Here is a 17,726-nt window from a genome sequence, read left to right as displayed (position 1 = left end):
CGAGCAGACGGAGGTCCCCATCGCCAGCGATCAGGCAATACGGGCAGAACTGGGTCAACACCTGGCGCGTTTGTGGCGCTACGGCCTGCTGTTGTCCAGGCAACGGCATGTCGCCGAAGACCTGGTGCAAGCCACCTGCGTGCGGGCGTTGGAACGGGCCGGACAGTTCGAATCGGGCACGCGCATGGACCGCTGGCTGATGAGCATTCTGCATTCGATCTGGCTCAACGAAGTGCGCGCACGACGAGTGCGTCACGGTCAAGGCACGATAGACGGAGAAGAAGTGTTGTCATTCGACGGTGAGTACGTGGCACAAACCCATGTCATGGCGGTGCAAGTCATCCGCCGCGTCGATGCGCTGCCTGAAGCCCAGCGCGAAGCGGTGTTTCTGGCCTATGTCGAAGGCTTGTCCTACCGCGAAGTTGCCGAAGTGCTGCAAGTGCCCATCGGTACCGTCATGAGCCGCTTGGCCACCGCCCGGGGCAAACTCGCCGAGTACCCGCCATTGCAGTCCGTACACAACCCTTCCAGCGGAGAACGTCGATGAACGCGTTAATTCCGGATGAGCAACTGGTGGCTTACCTGGATGATCAACTCGACAGCGAACAGCGCGAGCGTATCGAAGCGGCCGTCGCCGAAGATCCTATGCTTGGTTTACGCCTGCAATGGCTGAACCGCAGCAGCCTGCCGTTCAAGGCAGCCTATGACGAACTGGGGCGCCAGGCTCCGGTGGATCGCCTGCAAGCCATGCTCGACACCCTGCCCTCGCCGGCCCGCCCGGCCCTCAATCGCCGCTGGTTCCTTGCGGCGGCAGCCGGGCTGGTGGCGGGCGGCGTGCTGTCGGACCGTTTGTTCCTTGGCTGGCAAACGAGTCAGGAGAAACGCAACTGGCGCGCATTGGTGGCCGACTACATGGTGCTTTACGTGCCGCAAACCCTCGACCATTTGCCCAACGACGAAACGGCCCAGCGTACGCAACTGCGCACCATCGATGCGCGCCTGGGTCTGCACCTCGCGCCCGCGCAACTGACCTTGCCCCGCGCCGAATTCAAACGGGCGCAAATCCTCGAGTACGACGGCGTACCCATCGCTCAGATCAGTTATCTCGATCCGATCCATGGTCCACTAGCGCTGTGTATTACTAGATCCAACAGCGGCAGTCGGCATTTTGCCCAGGAACGCCGGCACGAGATGAACATCGTCTATTGGGCTGACATGGAGCATGCGTGGATGTTGATCGGGCGCAATCCGATGGAGGATCTGGATAGCATGGCCAAGGTGTTGCGCACCCGGTTGAGCGCGTGATGAGCTGTCGAAGGTTCGGGCTTGATTGCAGCTGTGACCTTCAGGCCGTCTTCGCGGGCAAGCCTCGCTCCTACAGAAGCGCGCGATGCCTTTGTAGGAGCGAGGCTTGCCCGCGAAGAGGCCGGAACAGTCGCCACAGGACAGCGGTCGATCAGACAGAGCTGCTACCCGCTCCAGACTTCACAAGATCCTGTGCCCGTGGAAATTCCCCCGCCTGGCCAATGATCACGGTGTATCTAACCTTGTCGCCCACAAAAAAATAGTCTTCGCCGTCCGCAGTGATATTAGCGCCGATCCTTACCGCCAGCCTTGAACATCCATCGTCAGGCATTACCATCGCAAACTTGGTCGATGTTGCATCGACCCAGACTTTCCTGATCGCATTGATCGTGCCTTTACCCATTGTTCTTATTGTTGGCGCTCCCATCTCTACCCTCCAGTCATCAGTGCGTGGCGCGACAGCCTGACTGCGTAGGGACAATGAAACGCCTAAATGTAAAAGGTGACTACTGTCAGGAATGACAGATCGCACACGTCAAGCCGACGTCGGCAACCACAACCGAAACCGCGCTCCACCCAGCGGCGACGCTTCAACGGTCAAGGTGCCGCCCTGGGCCTCCAGCGCCCGGCGACTGATCGCCAGCCCCAGACCAAACCCGCCCGTGGCGCGATCGCGGCTGCGATCTAGCCTGTAGAACGGTTCGAAAATCCGCTCGCGCTCGTCATCCGGAATGCCGATGCCGTCATCGTCCACGCAGATCTCACAACCTTTGGGGCACACCTGCACGCCGATCTGGATGCGTTTTTCGCAGTAGCGCATGGCGTTGCGCAGCAGGTTCTGCAGGGCACGAGCGGTCAGGCGCGGATCGAGGGTGAAGCGTTCGAGCAGGCCGTGGAGCAGCACGTCGATGACGATGTCCGATGATTGCTCGTCATCGACGCTGCCCAGAATGCTGTCGATGAATTCATCCAGCGACACCTCGACTTGCTCTGGCACCCGCGCCGGGTTTTGCAGGCGGCTGTAGGACAGCAGCTCCAGTACCAATTCATCGAGTTCGCGAATGTGATCCACCAGACCTTGAAGGCGTTCGCGGCTGGTGGCCGGCAAGTCGTCGGACAGGGCCAGGGCCAGGCCGAAGTCCAGGCGGGTCAGTGGTGTGCGCAGTTCATGGGAAACCGCGTTGAGCAGATCACGCTGCTGATTCAGCAGGTTTTCGATGTCGCGGGCCATGGTGTCGAAGACGTTGGCCAGGCTGCCGATGTTGGAATTGGGGGCAATCTGCGTGCGTTCACTCAAGTGGCCCTTGCCGAAGCGCTCAGCCGCGCTTTTCAGGCGTTCCAGATCGCGCCAGTGCGGGCGCAGCCACAGCAACAGGCAGGCGAGCATGGTTGCGCCGATCAGCACGTTGATGCTCCAGTACAACAGGCTGACGTCCGTCGGATCCGGAGGCACCACCATTTGCACCACCGTGCGCTCGTTCAGCGGCGCCACCGCCAGCGTGCGCCAACCCCAGTCGCCGATCCGCACGACGTTCTCGCCGCGCTGCAAACGCTGCTGCTCATCCGGTGAAAAACCGGCGTCGTCGTTGGCGCTGAGCACGATGTGCAGCGGATGAAACTCCCTGTCCATTTCCGCCGCCAGGGCCGGCCATTGCTCAGTCGGCACCGCCTTGAACTGCTTCACCATGAGGGTTTGCAGGCCACGGGAATAATCAAGGTTGTAGGTGAGGAAGCGCTCGTGGAAGACCTTGATCACCAGGTCCGGCACCAAATAAATCGCCGCGCTGAACGAGACGATGGTCACTAGATACAGACGAAACAGGATTCTGAACATCGGCTCAGCATTCCCACTCGGAACGGCTGAACAGGTAGCCCTTACCCCACACGGTCTTGATCTTGCGCGCCTCACCGGCATGGTCGTCGAACTTGCGCCGCAGCTTGGAGATCGCCACGTCCACCGAGCGGTCGGTACCGTTGAATTCGATGCCGCGCAGGCGTTGCAGAATCTGGTCGCGGCTCAGCACTTCGCCGGCATGCCGGGCCAGCACCACCAGCAGGTTGTATTCGCCGCTGGACAACTCCACCGGTTGTTCGCGCCAGGTCACGGTGCGCTCGGACAGGTCGATGCACAGGTTGCCCATGAGGATGCGGTCGTTGGCGGCCTGCGGCTCGCTGAGGCTGCTACGGCGCAGCAAGGTGCGCACCCGGGCCAGGAGCACCCGCGGTTCGCAGGGTTTGGTGACGTAGTCGTCGGCGCCCATTTCCAGGCCCAGCACCTGATCGTGACTGTCGTCGCGGGCGGTTAGCATGAGGATCGGCAACGTCGCCGAATCAGCGCGCAGCAAGCGGCAGACCTGTAACCCGTCGAGGCCGGGCAGCATCAGGTCGAGGATCACCAGATCCGGCGGATTGACCCGCGCCCGCTCGCGCACCTGGTCACCGCGACCAATCACGCTGACGGAATAACCGTTGCGTTCCAGGTAGCTGGCAATCAGTTCGGCGAGGGCGGTGTCGTCTTCGACCAGGAGGATGTTGGGCATGGGGGTGTTTCCAGAAAGTGCTGTGGCGACAGGTCCGGCCCCTTCGCGGGCAAGCCTCGCTCCTACAAAGGCATCGCATGCTCTTGTAGGAGCGAGGCTTGCCCGCGAAGGCGGCATAACAGGCGCAAAACGAATCAAGATGTGAAGGATATACGCCCCGCACACACCTGAGTAAAACCCTTACACAATTTCACACAGCCCTACAAAGCTTCACCGCTACCCTCGCCGTCGCCCGGTAGGATTTCGGGGGTCATTATTGGGGTGATTCATGTCAAAAAATCTGCTTGCCAGGCTCAGCCTTGTGGCTCTGGCGTTGACGCTGAGCGCGTGCGACAAATCCTCGAACGCCGAAGAACAGGCGCCGCTGGCCAGCGTTCGCGTCGAGACCATCGAAGCCCGGCCGCTGACCATCAGCAGCGAGTTGAGCGGGCGCATTGCCGCGCCGCGCGTCGCCGAAGTGCGGGCCCGGGTGGCTGGCGTGGTGCTGCAACGCGTCTTCCGTGAAGGCAGCGACGTGAAAAAAGGCGATGTGCTGTTGCGCATCGACCCGGCGCCGTTCAAGGCTGACCTTGATAGCGCCGAAGCCGCGCTGCGCAAAGCCGAGGCCAACGCGTTTCAGGCGAAGCTTCAAGAGCAGCGCTACGCACAGTTGATCGACGATAAGGCCATCAGCGGCCAGGATTACGACAACGCCCGGGCCAATGCGCGACAGACCGCCGCCGACGTTGCCGCCAGCAAAGCCGCTGTGGAGCGGGCCGAACTCAACCTCGGTTACGCCACCGTCACCGCGCCGATTTCCGGGCGTATCGGTCGCGCACTGGTTACCGAAGGCGCACTGGTCGGACAGAACGAAACCACGCCGCTGGCGCTGATTCAGCAACTGAACCCGATCCACGCCGACCTGACCCAATCAACCCGCGAACTCAACGACCTGCGCCGCGCCTTCCGTTCCGGCCACTTGCAGCAGGTCGGCCAGGACCAGGTCAAGGCCACGCTGATTCAGGATGACGGCAGCCTCTACCCCTTGCCGGGCAAGTTGCTGTTCAGTGACATCACGGTCGATCCGGGCACCGGCCAGATCATCCTTCGCAGCGAGTTCCCCAACCCGGACCTTGACCTGCTGCCCGGCAGTTTCGTGCGCGTACGGCTGGAGCAAGCCGTAAACCAGCAAGGCATCAGCGTGCCGCAACGGGCGATCCAGCGTGACAGCGCCGGCATTGCGCAGGTGCTGCTGCTCGACGCCGAACAACGGGTCGGCCAGCAACCGGTCGAACTGGGCCCGGTGCAGAACGACCGCTGGGTCGTGACCAGCGGTTTGAAACCCGGCGACCGCATCGTCATCGAAGGCCTGCAACACGCCAAGCCTGGCGAGAAAGTGCAGATCGACGACACCCCTCTTCCACTTGCCCAGGTTTCTGGTCAGTAAGCAGGACGCTTGTTTATGCCGCACTTCTTTATCGACCGCCCGGTGTTCGCCTGGGTGGTCGCCCTGTTCATCCTGCTGGCCGGTGCGCTGGCCATTCCACAATTGCCGGTGGCGCAGTATCCCGACGTTGCGCCACCGCAGATCGAAATCTATGCCGTGTACCCCGGCGCATCGGCGCAGACCGTCGACGAGAGCGTGGTCAGCCTGATCGAGGAAGAGCTCAACGGCGCCGATCATCTGTTGTATTTCGAGTCCCAGAGCAGTTTGGGCAGCGCCACCATCAAAGCCACGTTCCAGCCGGGCACCAACCCGGAAATGGCCCAGGTCGACGTGCAGAACCGCTTGAAAGTCGTGGAGTCGCGCCTGCCGCAAGCCGTCAATCAGCAAGGCTTGCAGGTGGAGAAAGTCTCCGCCGGTTTCCTGCTGCTGATCACCCTGACGTCCACTGACGGCAAGCTCGACGACGTGGCGCTCAGCGATTATCTGGCGCGCAACGTGATGAATGAGATCAAACGGCTGGACGGCGTCGGCAAAGCCCAGCTGTACGGTGCAGAGCGGGCGATGCGGATCTGGATCGACCCGCAGAAACTGCTCGGCTTCAACCTGACGCCGGCCGACGTCAACGCCGCGATCGTGGCGCAGAACGCGCAGGTTTCTGCCGGCAGCATCGGCGATTTGCCGACCCGCACTACTCAGGAAATCACCGCCACCATTCTGGTCAAGGGGCAACTGTCGACCCCGGAAGAATTCGCCGACATCGTGCTCAAGGCCAATTCCGACGGCTCCACCGTACGCATCGCCGATGTCGCGCGGGTCGAAATCGGCAGTCAGGAATATCAGTTTTCGACGCGCCTGAACGGCAAGCCGTCCACGGCAGTTGCCGTGCAACTCTCGCCGGGCGCCAATGCGCTGAGCACTGCAACGCTGGTGCGGGCGAAAATGGATGACCTGTCGCGCTACTTCCCGGCGAACGTCGAGTACAAGATCCCCTACGACACCTCGCCCTTCGTCAAAGTCTCGATCACCAAAGTGGTTTACACCCTGCTTGAGGCAATGGTGCTGGTGTTTGCGGTGATGTTCCTGTTCCTGCAAAACATCCGCTACACGCTGATCCCGACGCTGGTGGTACCGGTAGCGTTGATGGGTACCTTTGCGACCATGCTGGCGCTGGGTTTCTCGATCAACGTGCTGACCATGTTCGGCATGGTGCTGGCCATCGGCATTCTGGTGGACGACGCCATTGTAGTGGTGGAGAACGTCGAACGGATCATGGCCACTGAAGGCCTGTCGCCCAAAGAAGCCACGCGTAAGGCGATGCAGCAGATCACCGGGGCGATCATCGGCATCACGCTGGTACTGGTGGCGGTGTTCATCCCGATGGCGTTCATGCAAGGTTCGGTCGGGGTGATCTACCAGCAGTTTTCGTTGTCGATGGCGACCTCGATCCTGTTCTCGGCCTTCCTCGCCCTGACCTTGACCCCGGCGCTATGCGCGACGCTGCTCAAGCCGATTGCAAAAGGCGAGCATCACGAAAAAACCGGGTTCTTCGGCTGGTTCAATCGGCGCTTCGAGCAACTCACCGCGCGCTATCAGGGCTGGGTCGCCTACGCACTGAAACGCAGTGGTCGGTTCCTGTTGATCTACGGCGTGCTGCTGGTCGGACTGGGGGTTTGCTTCAGTCGTCTGCCTTCGTCGTTCCTGCCAGTTGAGGATCAGGGCTACACCATCACTGACGTTCAACTGCCACCGGGCGCGAGCAAGAACCGCACGGTGCAGGTGGTCGAGCAGATCGAAGCACACAACGCCACTGAACCCGGCGTCGGTGACAGCACGGTGATTCTCGGCTTCAGCTTTTCCGGCAGTGGCCAGAATGCGGCGCTGGCATTTACCACGCTGAAGGATTGGTCGGAACGCGGTAGCGACGATTCGGCGAGTTCGATTGCAGACCGGGCCAACATTGCCCTCAGTCAAATCAAGGACGCCGTGACGTTTGCCGTACTGCCACCTCCGGTAGACGGCCTCGGTACGTCCAGCGGATTCGAGTTCCGCCTGCAGGATCGCGGCGGGCTCGGGCATGCGGCGCTGATGCAAGCACGTACCGCGTTGCTGGCGGCCGCCGAAAAGAGCCCGATCCTGATGAACGTGCGCGAAAGTGCGCTGGCCGAAGCGCCGCAGGTGCAATTGATCGTGGATCGCAAGCAGGCCAACGCCTTGGGTGTGTCCTTTGCCGATATCGGCGGCGTACTGTCCACCGCCGTCGGTTCGGCCTACATCAACGACTTCCCCAATCAGGGACGGATGCAACGAGTAGTGGTACAGGCCGAAGGCGATCAGCGCAGCCAAGTGGCCGATCTGTTGAAAATGCACGTGCGCAACAACGACGGAAAAATGGTGCCGCTGTCGGCCTTCGTCCAGGCCAAATGGGTACAGGGGCCGGCGCAGTTGACCCGTTACAACGGCTACCCGGCGATCAGCATTTCCGGCGAGCCGAAGCCCGGACACAGCACCGGTGAAGCCATGGCCGAGATCGAACGTCTGGTTGCCCTCGGCCCTGCGGGATTGGGTCAGGAATGGACCGGATTGTCATTGCAGGAGCGTTTGTCCGGCAGTCAGGCGCCGATCCTGCTCGGGTTGTCGTTGCTGATCGTGTTCCTGTGTCTGGCGGCGTTGTACGAGAGCTGGTCGATTCCGACCTCAGTGCTGCTGGTGGTGCCCCTCGGCGTGCTCGGCGCGGTGCTGGCGGTGACGTTGCGCGGCATGCCCAACGACGTGTTCTTCAAGGTCGGGCTGATCACCATCATTGGCTTGTCGGCGAAGAACGCAATCCTGATCATCGAATTCGCCAAGAGCCTGTACGACGAAGGCCACGACCTGATCGACGCCACGCTGCAAGCCGCACGCCTGCGGTTGCGGCCGATTGTCATGACTTCCCTGGCGTTCATCCTCGGCGTGGTACCTCTGGCGATCGCCACCGGTGCCAGCTCGGCGAGCCAGCAAGCCATCGGCACCGGGGTGATCGGCGGGATGATCACCGCGACCCTGGCGGTGGTGTTCGTGCCGGTGTTTTTTGTGGTGGTGATGAAGCTGGTACGCAAACGCCACAAAAAAACCTGACCAACCACATCCCCTGTAGGAGCCGGCTTGCCGGCGAAGGCGTCCGAAAGAACAGCACAATGTTCGAGGCCCCCTTCGCCGGCAAGCCGGCTCCTACAGGGGGCGATTGTGGTCACATTTGCGTCCTCTGGGCTAAGGTGATTGCAAAGCCCTATGCATCGAGCCTCCATGCCCTACCTCACCCACACCCACCCTCGCCTGTCTGTCGCCGCCACGCTCGGTGTCGCGGCGGGCATTCTGGCCCCGGCCGATTCGATCATCAGCAAAATCCTCATCGGCTGGAACGCCGGGGTCTGGACTTACCTGGTGCTGATGCTCTGGCTCACCGTGCGTTCCAAAGCCCCGGACGTGAAACGCATCGCCGAAATCGAAGACGAAAATGCCGGGTTGGTACTGCTCGTGGTATGCATCGCCGCGATTGCCAGCCTGGCAACCATCACCTTCGAACTGGCCGGCAGCAAGCACCTGGAAACCACCGCCAAGCTGCTGCATTACGGTTTCACCGCGTTGACCGTCATCGGTTCATGGCTGCTGATCGGGGTGATTTTCAGCGTGCACTACGCACGCCTGTTCTACACTTGGAGCGGCAAGGAACCGGCGCTGCGTTTCACTGAAGGCCTGACGACACCCAACTATTGGGACTTTCTGTATTTCTCGTTCACGATTGGTGTGGCGGTGCAAACGTCGGACGTTGGCGTCGCGACACAGGAGCTGCGCAAGATTGTCCTGGCACAGTCGCTGATCGGTTTTCTGTTCAATACGGCGATTCTGGGGTTTTCCATCAACATCGCCGCCGGGCTGTTCAACTGATCTGTGCACAAACGTTCTAGGCATCACCCTCGATACGGACGTTTAATAGTTTGGCAATCCGTCTGACAGGTGCCGCATGACTTCCCACAACTGGATCGACCTCGCCCAGGACGCCGACACCGGCATTGAGACGCTGCGCGCGCATTTCCAGGGCCATGCCTATGACCCGCACTGGCATGACAGTTATCTGGTGGGCGTTACCGAGCAAGGCGTCCAGCAATTCAACTGTCGCCGGGCGAAGCATCAGAGCACGCCGGGCAAGGTGTTCTTGCTTGAGCCGGGTGATATTCACGACGGCGAAGCGCCAACGGACGACGGGTTTACCTACCGCATGCTGTATATCGATCCGCTGTGGCTTACGCGCGAACTCGGTGCCGTGTTCGACACTGCCCCAGACAATAGTGAGTTGAGTTTCGCCAACACCCTCGCCACTGACACGCGTCTTGCTCATGCCACCAGCCTGGCCTTTCAAGCCTTGCATCATGGAGAACTGAAGATCGTCCGCCAAAGCGCCCTCGATGGTTTGCTCGAACGCCTCACCAGCCACCTGCACTGGCGCGCACGCTATGCCGAGGACCCGCGCCTGCCGCAGGTGGCGCAAAAGGCCCGGGAGTATCTGCACGCCCATGCTCACGAGGACATCGGCCTAGACCAATTGGCGGCCGCCACGGGCGTCGACCGCTTCCGCCTGACTCGGGCCTTCAAGGCCGCCTACGGTATGGCGCCCCATGCTTATCTGGTGCAATTGCGCCTGGCCACGGCCCGGCGCATGCTGGCCCGTGGCGAACAACCAGCAACCGTGGCCATGGCATTGGGGTTTGCCGACCAGAGCCATCTGGGCCGCTGGTTCGTGCGGGCCTACGGGCTGACGCCAGCGTTGTATCGCAAGCGCTGCTCAAATCTTCCAGACAGGTAACCCCGGTGTTGTGAAGATCAACTGACTGATCTTCACCGGAGTTTGCCTACGATGCTCTCTACATTCCCGACGTTATTGCCCTTTCTGCTGTTTGCCTTTGTGGCCTCGATTACGCCAGGCCCGACCAACATTCTGGTAATGAGCAACAGTGCGCGGTTTGGCCTGGCTGCGGCCGTGCCCATCATCTTTGGTGCTTGTGCCAGTGCCGCAATTCTTGTGCTGTTGGTGGGCACGGGCGCCGGTTCTTCGCTGACTGCATGGCCTCTAATACGGACAGTCATGCAGTGGGCCGGCGTGACGTGGCTGAGTTACCTCGCGTGGCAGATTTTTCGCGCCCCGGCCATTGCTGTCACCGCGCAGAAAACCGGAGCGCGCCTCGGCGCATTGGGTGCCGCCAGCCTGCAATGGATCAACCCGAAAACCTGGATGATGGCGCTGGCCGTGGTCAGCGTTTTTGCAGGGGTTGGTGAAGATCGGCTGGTGCATGTGTTGTTTCTGGCTCTGGCGTTTTTTCTGATCTCGCTTCCGTGTCTGGCCGTCTGGGCATTGCTCGGAGCCGGATCGAGCCGCTGGTTGAGCTCGCCCCGTGCAATGCGTCGTTTCAATCGCTGCATGGCCCTGTTGTTGCTGGGTTCGGCGTGGATGAGTGTTTTTGCGTGAGCTCCATCCATCGGCCATTGTCGGACAATCGATAACAGGGGGCTTGACGACGAATCGGCTTTTGGTGTCTTCTGAAACCGGTTTCAGTGCTTTCGCAAATGCACAGACCTTATAAATCCAATAACAAGGTTTTCGCCCGTGAACGATTTCTCCGCCGCCCAGCGCAGCCGCGTGACCATGCTTGATGTCGCTGAACACGCCAAGGTTTCCAAGGCCAGCGTGTCGCGATTCATCGGCGAAGACCGCGCCCTGCTCTCCGATGCCATTGCCTTGCGCATCGAACAGGCGATTGCCGAGCTGGGCTACCGCCCGAACCAGATGGCCCGCGGCCTGAAACGCGGACGGACCCGCCTGATTGGCATGCTGGTCGCCGACATCCGTAACCCTTATTCGATTGCCGTGATGCACGGGGTGGAAACCGCCTGCCGTCAGCACGGCTACAGCCTGGTGGTGTGCAACACCGATCGCGATGACGAGCAGGAGCGCCAGCACCTGGCCTTGCTGCGTTCCTACAACATCGAAGGCCTGATCGTGAACACCCTCGGCCATCACCGCGACGAATTGCATGAACTGCACCGGGAAATGCCCCTGGTGCTGGTGGATCGCAAGGTCGAGTACCTTGAAAGCGACATGGTCGGGCTGGACAACCCGGCAGCCGTCGAAATCGCCCTCGCCCACCTTGAAGAACGTGGCTATCGCGATGTGGTGCTGGTTACCGAACCCTTTGACGGCACCAGTTCGCGGATCGAGCGGGCCGGCAGCTTCAAGGCACAGATCGCCAAGCGCCCGGCGCTTCGTGGAACGTTGATCGAGACCGGCAGCGAGCTGACGGCGAAGCTGAAAATCTTTCTCGAAACTCCCGGCCCCGGCCCGAAAGCGCTGTTCTGCGCGAACGGGATTGCGGCGCTGGGCAGCACCCAGGCGTTGCGTGAACTCAAGTGCAATCTGTTTGAAGACGTGGGCCTGATCGCCCTCGATGACCTGGATTGGTATCCACTGGTAGGCAGCGGCATTACCGCCCTCGCCCAGCCGACTGCCGAGATCGGGGCGAGTGCGTTTGAATGTTTGCTCAAGCGCTTGCGCGGGGATGACGGGCCCGTGCGGACGATGGATTTTTCAGCGCGGTTGATTGTGCGGGGGTCTACGACAAGGCGCGTTTCAACATGAGGCCGCCTTCGCGGGCAAGCCTCGCTCCTACAGAGGAATGCAATGCCCTTGTAGGAGCGAGGCTTGCCCGCGAAGAGGTCTGCAAGACCACCCCAATATTTTTTTGAACAAAAATGAAACCGGTTTCAGAGGTAGAAAAACAATGAACAAACCAGCCGTTTCCATCAGCCTCTCCAGCTACGGCGCCGACCTCGTGCGCCAACGCGGACAGGGCAGTTTCATCGATGTGCTGGCCGCCGCCGGCGCAACGCGCATCGAATGGCGCGAAGAATTGCTGACCGACGAGGACCCCGCAAAACTGGCCAACAATACCCAGGCCCAAGGTCTGGAGAGCGTGTATTCCTCACCAATGGAACTGTGGCCGGCCGGCCAGTCGAAACCAAATCCGGAACTGATCAACACCCTGCAACGCGCCCAGGCATTCGGCGCCAAATGGCTGAAAGTGTCCCTGGGTTACTTCACCGACACCAGTGACCTGCAGACCCTCGCTCGAATATTGGAAAAAAGCACAGTGCAATTGCTGGTGGAAAACGACCAGACCCTGCACGGCGGGCGCATCGAACCGTTCCAGCGTTTTTTCGCAGCGGTCGAGCAGCACCATTTGCCAATCAAAATGACCTTCGACATCGGCAACTGGCATTGGCAAGACCAGTCCGCCAATAGCGCGGCGCGGCTGCTCGGACGCCACGTTGGCTATGTGCATTGCAAAGCCGTCTCACGCCGGGCCGATGGCAAGCTTGTCGCCATACCGCCTGCCGACAGCGACCTGCATTTATGGGAACAACTGCTGCGGCACATGGCCCAAAACGTGATGCGGGCTGCGGAATATCCGCTGCAAGGCGACGACCTGGTACAGCTCACCACCGAGCATGTCGCGGTCCTCGCCAGCCTGGGTCACTTTGGTTATCAGGGTAAAGCAGGCCTGGAGAACGCTCATGTCTGAGATCGATATTCTGTCGTTCGGCGAAACCATGGCGATGCTCGTTGCCGATCAGAACGGCGACCTGGCCAACGTCGATCACTTCCACAAGCGCATTGCCGGGGCTGACAGCAACGTCGCCATCGGTTTGTCGCGGCTGGGATTCAAGGTGGCATGGTTGAGCCGGGTCGGCGCCGATTCCCTGGGTCGTTTCGTGGTCGATACCCTGAAAAAGGAAGGTCTGGATTGCAGCCACGTCGCTATCGACGAGGCACATCCAACCGGTTTTCAATTCAAATCACGCACCGATGATGGCGATGATCCGGTTGTCGAATACTTTCGGCGCGGTTCGGCGGCGAGTCATTTGTCGCCGCAATCGATCATCCCGCAGTTGCTCAAGGCGCGGCACTTGCACGCCACCGGCATTCCCCCGGCACTGTCGGAAACAGCACGGCAGATGTCCTTCGAATTGATGACCTGCATGCGCGAAGCCGGGCGCAGCATTTCTTTCGACCCGAACCTGCGCCCAAGCCTGTGGGCCAGCCAGCAACAGATGATCAGCGAAATCAACCGCCTCGCCGCCCTCGCCCACTGGGTGCTGCCGGGGCTGAGCGAAGGTCGCTTGCTGACCGGCTTCGAAGACCCCGCCGACATCGCGGCGTTCTACCTCGATCAGGGCGCCGAAGCCGTGGCGATCAAGCTTGGGCCGCACGGCGCGTATTACCGCACGCATCTAAATGAAGGTTTCGTGGCGGGCGTGCCGGTGGAAACGGTGGTCGACACGGTCGGCGCCGGTGATGGTTTTGCCGTCGGCATGATCAGCGCATTGCTGGAAAACCACAGCTTTGCCGACGCCGTGAAGCGCGCCAACTGGATTGGCAGCCGGGCGGTGCAGAGCCGGGGAGATATGGAGGGGTTGCCGACCCGGTCCGAGATGTCCATCGAATTTGAGGCCGCCTTCGCGGGCAAGCCCGCTCCCACAAGGGTTTTGTGTGGCACATAAATCCGAGGGTCACCAAAAATCCCTGTGGGAGCGGGCTTGCTCGCGATGAGGCCCGCACAGTCACTGAAGATTTAAAACCGTTACCTGCTGCGACAAAAACAACAAGCTCAGGAGCACCACTCATGAAAACCGCAACGCTCGCCGCCCGCCGCTGGTGGTACATCATGCCCATCGTGTTTATCACCTACAGCCTGGCGTACCTGGACCGCGCTAACTACGGCTTCGCCGCCGCCTCCGGCATGGCCGCCGACCTGATGATCACCCCGGGCCTGTCGTCGATGCTCGGCGCGCTGTTCTTCCTCGGCTACTTTTTCTTCCAGGTGCCGGGTGCGATCTACGCCCAGAAGCACAGTGTGAAGAAACTGATCTTCGTCAGCCTGATCCTTTGGGGTGGTCTGGCGACCTTGACCGGGATCGTCTCCAACGCCTATTGGCTAATCGTCATTCGTTTCATGCTCGGTGTGGTCGAGGCCGCGGTGATGCCGGCGATGCTGATTTACCTGTGCCACTGGTTCACCCGTGCCGAACGCTCGCGAGCAAATACCTTCCTGATCCTTGGCAACCCGGTAACCATGCTGTGGATGTCGGTGGTCTCGGGGTATCTGGTGCAGCATTTCAGCTGGCGCTGGATGTTCATCGTTGAAGGCTTGCCGGCAGTGCTCTGGGCGTTCATCTGGTGGCGTCTGGCCGATGATCGTCCGGCGCAAGCCAAGTGGCTCAGCGATCAGGAAAGGCAGGACCTGGAAAGCGCCCTCGCCGCCGAACAGGTCGGCATCAAAGCGGTGAAGAACTACGCCGAAGCCTTTCGCTCGCCGAAAGTGATCATCCTGGCCTTGCAGTTTTTCTGTTGGAGCATCGGCGTCTACGGTTTCGTGCTGTGGCTGCCGTCGATCCTTAAGGCGGGCGCGCAGATGGACATGATCGAAGCCGGCTGGCTGTCGGCGCTGCCGTACCTGGCGGCGGTGATCGGCATGCTGCTGGTGTCCTGGGGCTCGGACAAACTGCAAAAGCGCAAACGCTTCGTCTGGCCGCCACTGCTGATCGCCTCCATTGCGTTCTACGGTTCCTACGCGTTGGGCGCCGAACATTTCTGGTGGTCCTACACCTTGCTGGTGATTGCCGGCGCCTGCATGTACGCGCCTTACGGGCCGTTTTTCGCGATCATCCCGGAAATCCTCCCGGCCAACGTCGCCGGTGGCGCCATGGCTTTGATCAATAGCATGGGCGCCCTCGGTTCTTTCGGCGGCTCCTATCTGGTCGGTTACCTGAACAGCTCCACCGGTTCGCCCGGCGCCTCGTACCTGTTGATGAGCGGCGCTTTGATGCTCTCGGTGGTGCTGACGATTTTCCTCAAGCCCGGCGCCAGTGACCGGGAACGGCCCTCGGTCGCCGCGCCCAGCCCCGCCCACTCCTGAATTGACGTAGAGAAAACCACGATGAAAAAGCAGGTTGTGCTGTACAAGAAACTCTCGCCGCTGCTGATGGCTCGCCTGCAAGAGCAGGCTGAAGTGACGTTGATCGACAAGCTCGACGTTGAAGGTTTGGCGCAATTGCGCCAGGCCCTGCCCCGCGCCCATGGCCTGCTCGGCGCCAGTCTGAAGCTCGATGCCGAGCTGCTCGATCTCGCGCCGAATCTTCAAGCGATTGCCAGCGTCTCCGTGGGTGTCGACAACTACGACATCGACTACCTGACCGAGCGGCGAATCCTGCTGACCAACACCCCGGACGTACTCACCGAAACCACCGCCGACACCGGTTTCGCGCTGATCCTGGCGACGGCCCGGCGCGTGGTGGAACTGGCAACCATGGTTCGCGCCGGCCAGTGGCAGCGCAACATCGGCACCGAGCATTTCGGCAGCGATGTGCACGGTAAAACTCTCGGCATCATCGGCATGGGACGCATCGGCGAAGCCTTGGCCCAGCGTGGGCATTTTGGTTTTGGCATGCCAGTGATCTATCACAGCCACTCGCCGAAACCGGCAGTGGAACAGCGATTCAACGCGCAGTACCGCAGTTTGCCGGCGTTGTTGCAGGAGGCCGATTTCGTTTGCCTGACGCTGCCGCTGACTGCTGAAACCGAGGGACTGATCGGTGCCGCGCAGTTCGCCCTGATGCGTGCGGAAACGATCTTCATCAATATCTCAAGAGGTAAAGTGGTGGACGAAGCGGCGCTGATCGAGGCGTTGCGTATCGGGCAGATTCGCGCGGCGGGGCTGGATGTGTTCGAGCGCGAGCCGCTGAATGCTGACTCGCCGCTGTTGCAGTTGAACAACGTGGTGGCGACGCCGCACATTGGCTCGGCGACCAATGAGACACGGGAGGCGATGGCCGAGTGTGCGGTAAACAATCTGCTGGCGGCACTGGCGGGTGAGCGGCCGGGGAATCTGGTGAATCCTCAAACGTGGAAGGCTTAAGGGATCCGGCGTCTGTCAGTCAGTCTTCGCGGGCAAGCCCGCTCCCACAGGGTCATGCGTCGATCACAGGATCTGTGTTCGAACTCAATCCTTGTGGGAGCGGGCTTGCCCGCGAAGAGGCCATCAAAATCGACACAAATCTTCAGGCCCGCCGCGCCTCCAGCAAATTCATCGCACACAGCGCAATGCGCCGGCAGGCATCGGCCAGCTTCGGTCGGTCAACCACCAATCCGAGGCGAATATGCCCCGCCGCACTCGGCCCGAATGCTTCCCCCGCCAGCACGGACACGCCATAACCTTCCAGCAACCGCCCGGCGAATTGCTGAGCAGTCAGCCCGGTCTTGCGCACATCAACCATCACGAACATCCCACCATCCGGGCGAACGACCCGGATGCCCGGACAATGGCTCAAGCTCGAACACACCAGGTCGCGCCGCTGACGATACTCCTCGCGCATCAGTGCCACTTCCGGCAGATCCTCGTCCAGCGCCAGTTGCGCGGCGTTTTGAATGAACTCGGGAATGCCAAACAACATGCACAACGACAGATGGTCCAGATGATCGACCAGGGTTTCGGGACCGATGACCCAGCCGACCCGCCAGCCGCTCATGGCATGGGACTTGGACAAGCTATTGATGGTTGCCGTGCGCTCGGCCATGCCCTGCAGACTGGCCGGACTGATGTGCTCGCCCTCGTACAACAGATCGCTGTAGACCTCATCGCTGATCAACCACAGGTCGTGATGGACACACAGCGATGCCAGTTCCTGCCAGACCTCCAACGGTAAGCTGGCGCCGGACGGATTGTTCGGGCTGTTCAACAAAATGGCACGGGTCTTCGGGCTGATCAGTGCCGCGACATCTTGCGGGTCGACTCGAAAACCGTTCTCCGGACGCACGGCCACCGGTAACACCTTCGCGCCGATGGCACCGAACACGCCTTCATAAGTGACGTACATCGGTTCGGCGACAATCACTTCATCGCCCGGATCGAGCAGACACTGCGCTACTGAGTACACCGCACACTGGGCGCCGGGCATGACGATGACATGCTCGGCGCTCACTACCTGACCACTGCGCTGTCGGTGCCGACGGGCAATGCTGTCGCGCAACCCTTGAGTGCCGCGTACAGGGGGATAGTGCGTGTCGCCGGCCATGAGGCTGTCGATAGCGGCCAGGACAATGGGATGGGGTGTATCGAAGTCAGGGTCGCCGATCGACAGCAACAGTACATCGACACCCTGTTGGCGCAGTTCCAGCGCCCGATCATGAATCTGCCACGCCGCCGCTCCGTCACCGGCGATGCGTTGGGTCAAAGCTGAGTAGCGCATGAGGTCTCCTGTCGCGCGTGTTCCTTGTCACAACCCTATCTGAAATCGTAAAACGCGCCAGCATGACATTTCAAATCGACGGGCGGCCATGAAGTTGCCCAACGATCGACACCAGCGCCTCA

General features: G+C 61.0%; 16 protein-coding genes. 12 read left to right on the top strand and 4 right to left on the bottom strand.

From position 1 onward, the window contains the following. The first annotated feature begins 61 nt into the window (after positions 1–61). Complete coding sequence (locus tag CES87_RS04565) at positions 62–547, top strand: sigma-70 family RNA polymerase sigma factor (RefSeq protein ID WP_128605143.1); 486 nt, start codon at positions 62–64, stop codon at positions 545–547. After that, on the top strand, positions 544–1,305 hold the full coding sequence (locus tag CES87_RS04560; RefSeq protein WP_128605142.1) for an anti-sigma factor: 762 nt from the start codon (positions 544–546) through the stop codon (positions 1,303–1,305). Before CES87_RS04565 ends, CES87_RS04560 begins: the two co-directional genes overlap by 4 nt. Before the next feature lie 151 nt (positions 1,306–1,456). Here the strand turns inward: CES87_RS04560 and CES87_RS04555 are convergent, their stop codons facing one another. The 3 genes from CES87_RS04555 to CES87_RS04545 all read right to left on the bottom strand — a co-directional run bounded on the left by CES87_RS04555 (position 1,457) and on the right by CES87_RS04545 (position 3,845). Continuing rightward, positions 1,457–1,732, bottom strand: a complete 276-nt coding sequence (locus CES87_RS04555; protein ID WP_128605141.1) for a hypothetical protein — start codon at positions 1,730–1,732, stop codon at positions 1,457–1,459. 108 nt (positions 1,733–1,840) lie between these two features. Further along, positions 1,841–3,139 (bottom strand): ATP-binding protein, encoded by a 1,299-nt coding sequence (locus CES87_RS04550; protein WP_128605140.1) that lies wholly within the window; start codon positions 3,137–3,139, stop codon positions 1,841–1,843. Between the two features lie 4 nt (positions 3,140–3,143). Further along, the gene (locus CES87_RS04545) at positions 3,144–3,845 is read right to left on the bottom strand and encodes a response regulator transcription factor (RefSeq protein ID WP_128605139.1); all 702 of its coding nucleotides are present in this window, start codon (positions 3,843–3,845) and stop codon (positions 3,144–3,146) included. 268 nt (positions 3,846–4,113) lie between these two features. Between CES87_RS04545 and CES87_RS04540 the strand changes: the two genes are divergently transcribed. The 10 genes from CES87_RS04540 (at position 4,114) to CES87_RS04490 (ending at position 16,274) form a co-directional block, all read left to right on the top strand. Then, positions 4,114–5,271 carry an efflux RND transporter periplasmic adaptor subunit gene (locus CES87_RS04540; protein ID WP_128605138.1) on the top strand — a complete coding sequence of 386 codons (1,158 nt, stop codon included), beginning with the start codon at positions 4,114–4,116 and terminating at the stop codon, positions 5,269–5,271. Positions 5,272–5,286: 15 nt separating this feature from the next. Further along, complete coding sequence (locus CES87_RS04535) at positions 5,287–8,385, top strand: efflux RND transporter permease subunit (RefSeq protein WP_128605137.1); 3,099 nt, start codon at positions 5,287–5,289, stop codon at positions 8,383–8,385. Positions 8,386–8,553: 168 nt separating this feature from the next. Further along, on the top strand, positions 8,554–9,195 hold the full coding sequence (locus CES87_RS04525) for a DUF1345 domain-containing protein (protein WP_128605136.1): 642 nt from the start codon (positions 8,554–8,556) through the stop codon (positions 9,193–9,195). 76 nt (positions 9,196–9,271) lie between these two features. Beyond that, on the top strand, positions 9,272–10,111 hold the full coding sequence (locus tag CES87_RS04520) for an AraC family transcriptional regulator (protein ID WP_128605135.1): 840 nt from the start codon (positions 9,272–9,274) through the stop codon (positions 10,109–10,111). Between the two features lie 51 nt (positions 10,112–10,162). After that, positions 10,163–10,771 (top strand): LysE family translocator, encoded by a 609-nt coding sequence (locus CES87_RS04515; RefSeq protein ID WP_128605134.1) that lies wholly within the window; start codon positions 10,163–10,165, stop codon positions 10,769–10,771. Between the two features lie 138 nt (positions 10,772–10,909). Then, the gene (locus tag CES87_RS04510) at positions 10,910–11,938 is read left to right on the top strand and encodes a LacI family DNA-binding transcriptional regulator (protein WP_128605133.1); all 1,029 of its coding nucleotides are present in this window, start codon (positions 10,910–10,912) and stop codon (positions 11,936–11,938) included. Between the two features lie 142 nt (positions 11,939–12,080). Further along, positions 12,081–12,881, top strand: coding sequence for a sugar phosphate isomerase/epimerase (locus tag CES87_RS04505; RefSeq protein WP_128605132.1), 801 nt, complete (start codon positions 12,081–12,083; stop codon positions 12,879–12,881). Next, a complete protein-coding gene (locus CES87_RS04500; RefSeq protein WP_128605131.1) occupies positions 12,874–13,860 on the top strand; it encodes a sugar kinase in 987 nt (328 codons plus the stop codon). The genes CES87_RS04505 and CES87_RS04500 overlap by 8 nt, the downstream gene beginning before the upstream one ends. Positions 13,861–13,982: 122 nt before the next feature. Next, entirely contained in the window at positions 13,983–15,275 is a 1,293-nt protein-coding gene (locus CES87_RS04495) for an MFS transporter (RefSeq protein ID WP_128605130.1), read from the top strand. A gap of 21 nt (positions 15,276–15,296) precedes the next feature. Next, positions 15,297–16,274 (top strand): NAD(P)-dependent oxidoreductase, encoded by a 978-nt coding sequence (locus CES87_RS04490; RefSeq protein ID WP_128605129.1) that lies wholly within the window; start codon positions 15,297–15,299, stop codon positions 16,272–16,274. A gap of 142 nt (positions 16,275–16,416) precedes the next feature. Here the strand turns inward: CES87_RS04490 and CES87_RS04485 are convergent, their stop codons facing one another. Continuing rightward, the gene (locus CES87_RS04485) at positions 16,417–17,604 is read right to left on the bottom strand and encodes a pyridoxal phosphate-dependent aminotransferase (RefSeq protein WP_128605128.1); all 1,188 of its coding nucleotides are present in this window, start codon (positions 17,602–17,604) and stop codon (positions 16,417–16,419) included. Positions 17,605–17,726 lie beyond the last annotated feature (122 nt).

The organism is Pseudomonas sp. ERMR1:02 (assembly GCF_002277815.1).
Classification (GTDB): Bacteria; Pseudomonadota; Gammaproteobacteria; order Pseudomonadales; family Pseudomonadaceae; genus Aquipseudomonas.
This window is presented reverse-complemented; position numbering and strand designations above follow the sequence as displayed.

Excerpts from the sequence above, each read along its gene's own strand:
- CES87_RS04560 (WP_128605142.1), top strand. The coding sequence starts at position 544 with ATGAACGCGTTAATTCCGGATGAGCAACTGGTGGCTTACCTGGATGAT.
- CES87_RS04555 (WP_128605141.1), bottom strand. The coding sequence starts at position 1,732 with ATGGGAGCGCCAACAATAAGAACAATGGGTAAAGGCACGATCAATGCG.
- CES87_RS04550 (WP_128605140.1), bottom strand. The coding sequence starts at position 3,139 with ATGTTCAGAATCCTGTTTCGTCTGTATCTAGTGACCATCGTCTCGTTC.
- CES87_RS04545 (WP_128605139.1), bottom strand. The coding sequence starts at position 3,845 with ATGCCCAACATCCTCCTGGTCGAAGACGACACCGCCCTCGCCGAACTG.
- CES87_RS04540 (WP_128605138.1), top strand. The coding sequence starts at position 4,114 with ATGTCAAAAAATCTGCTTGCCAGGCTCAGCCTTGTGGCTCTGGCGTTG.
- CES87_RS04535 (WP_128605137.1), top strand. The coding sequence starts at position 5,287 with ATGCCGCACTTCTTTATCGACCGCCCGGTGTTCGCCTGGGTGGTCGCC.
- CES87_RS04525 (WP_128605136.1), top strand. The coding sequence starts at position 8,554 with ATGCCCTACCTCACCCACACCCACCCTCGCCTGTCTGTCGCCGCCACG.
- CES87_RS04520 (WP_128605135.1), top strand. The coding sequence starts at position 9,272 with ATGACTTCCCACAACTGGATCGACCTCGCCCAGGACGCCGACACCGGC.
- CES87_RS04515 (WP_128605134.1), top strand. The coding sequence starts at position 10,163 with ATGCTCTCTACATTCCCGACGTTATTGCCCTTTCTGCTGTTTGCCTTT.
- CES87_RS04505 (WP_128605132.1), top strand. The coding sequence starts at position 12,081 with ATGAACAAACCAGCCGTTTCCATCAGCCTCTCCAGCTACGGCGCCGAC.
- CES87_RS04500 (WP_128605131.1), top strand. The coding sequence starts at position 12,874 with ATGTCTGAGATCGATATTCTGTCGTTCGGCGAAACCATGGCGATGCTC.
- CES87_RS04495 (WP_128605130.1), top strand. The coding sequence starts at position 13,983 with ATGAAAACCGCAACGCTCGCCGCCCGCCGCTGGTGGTACATCATGCCC.
- CES87_RS04490 (WP_128605129.1), top strand. The coding sequence starts at position 15,297 with ATGAAAAAGCAGGTTGTGCTGTACAAGAAACTCTCGCCGCTGCTGATG.
- CES87_RS04485 (WP_128605128.1), bottom strand. The coding sequence starts at position 17,604 with ATGCGCTACTCAGCTTTGACCCAACGCATCGCCGGTGACGGAGCGGCG.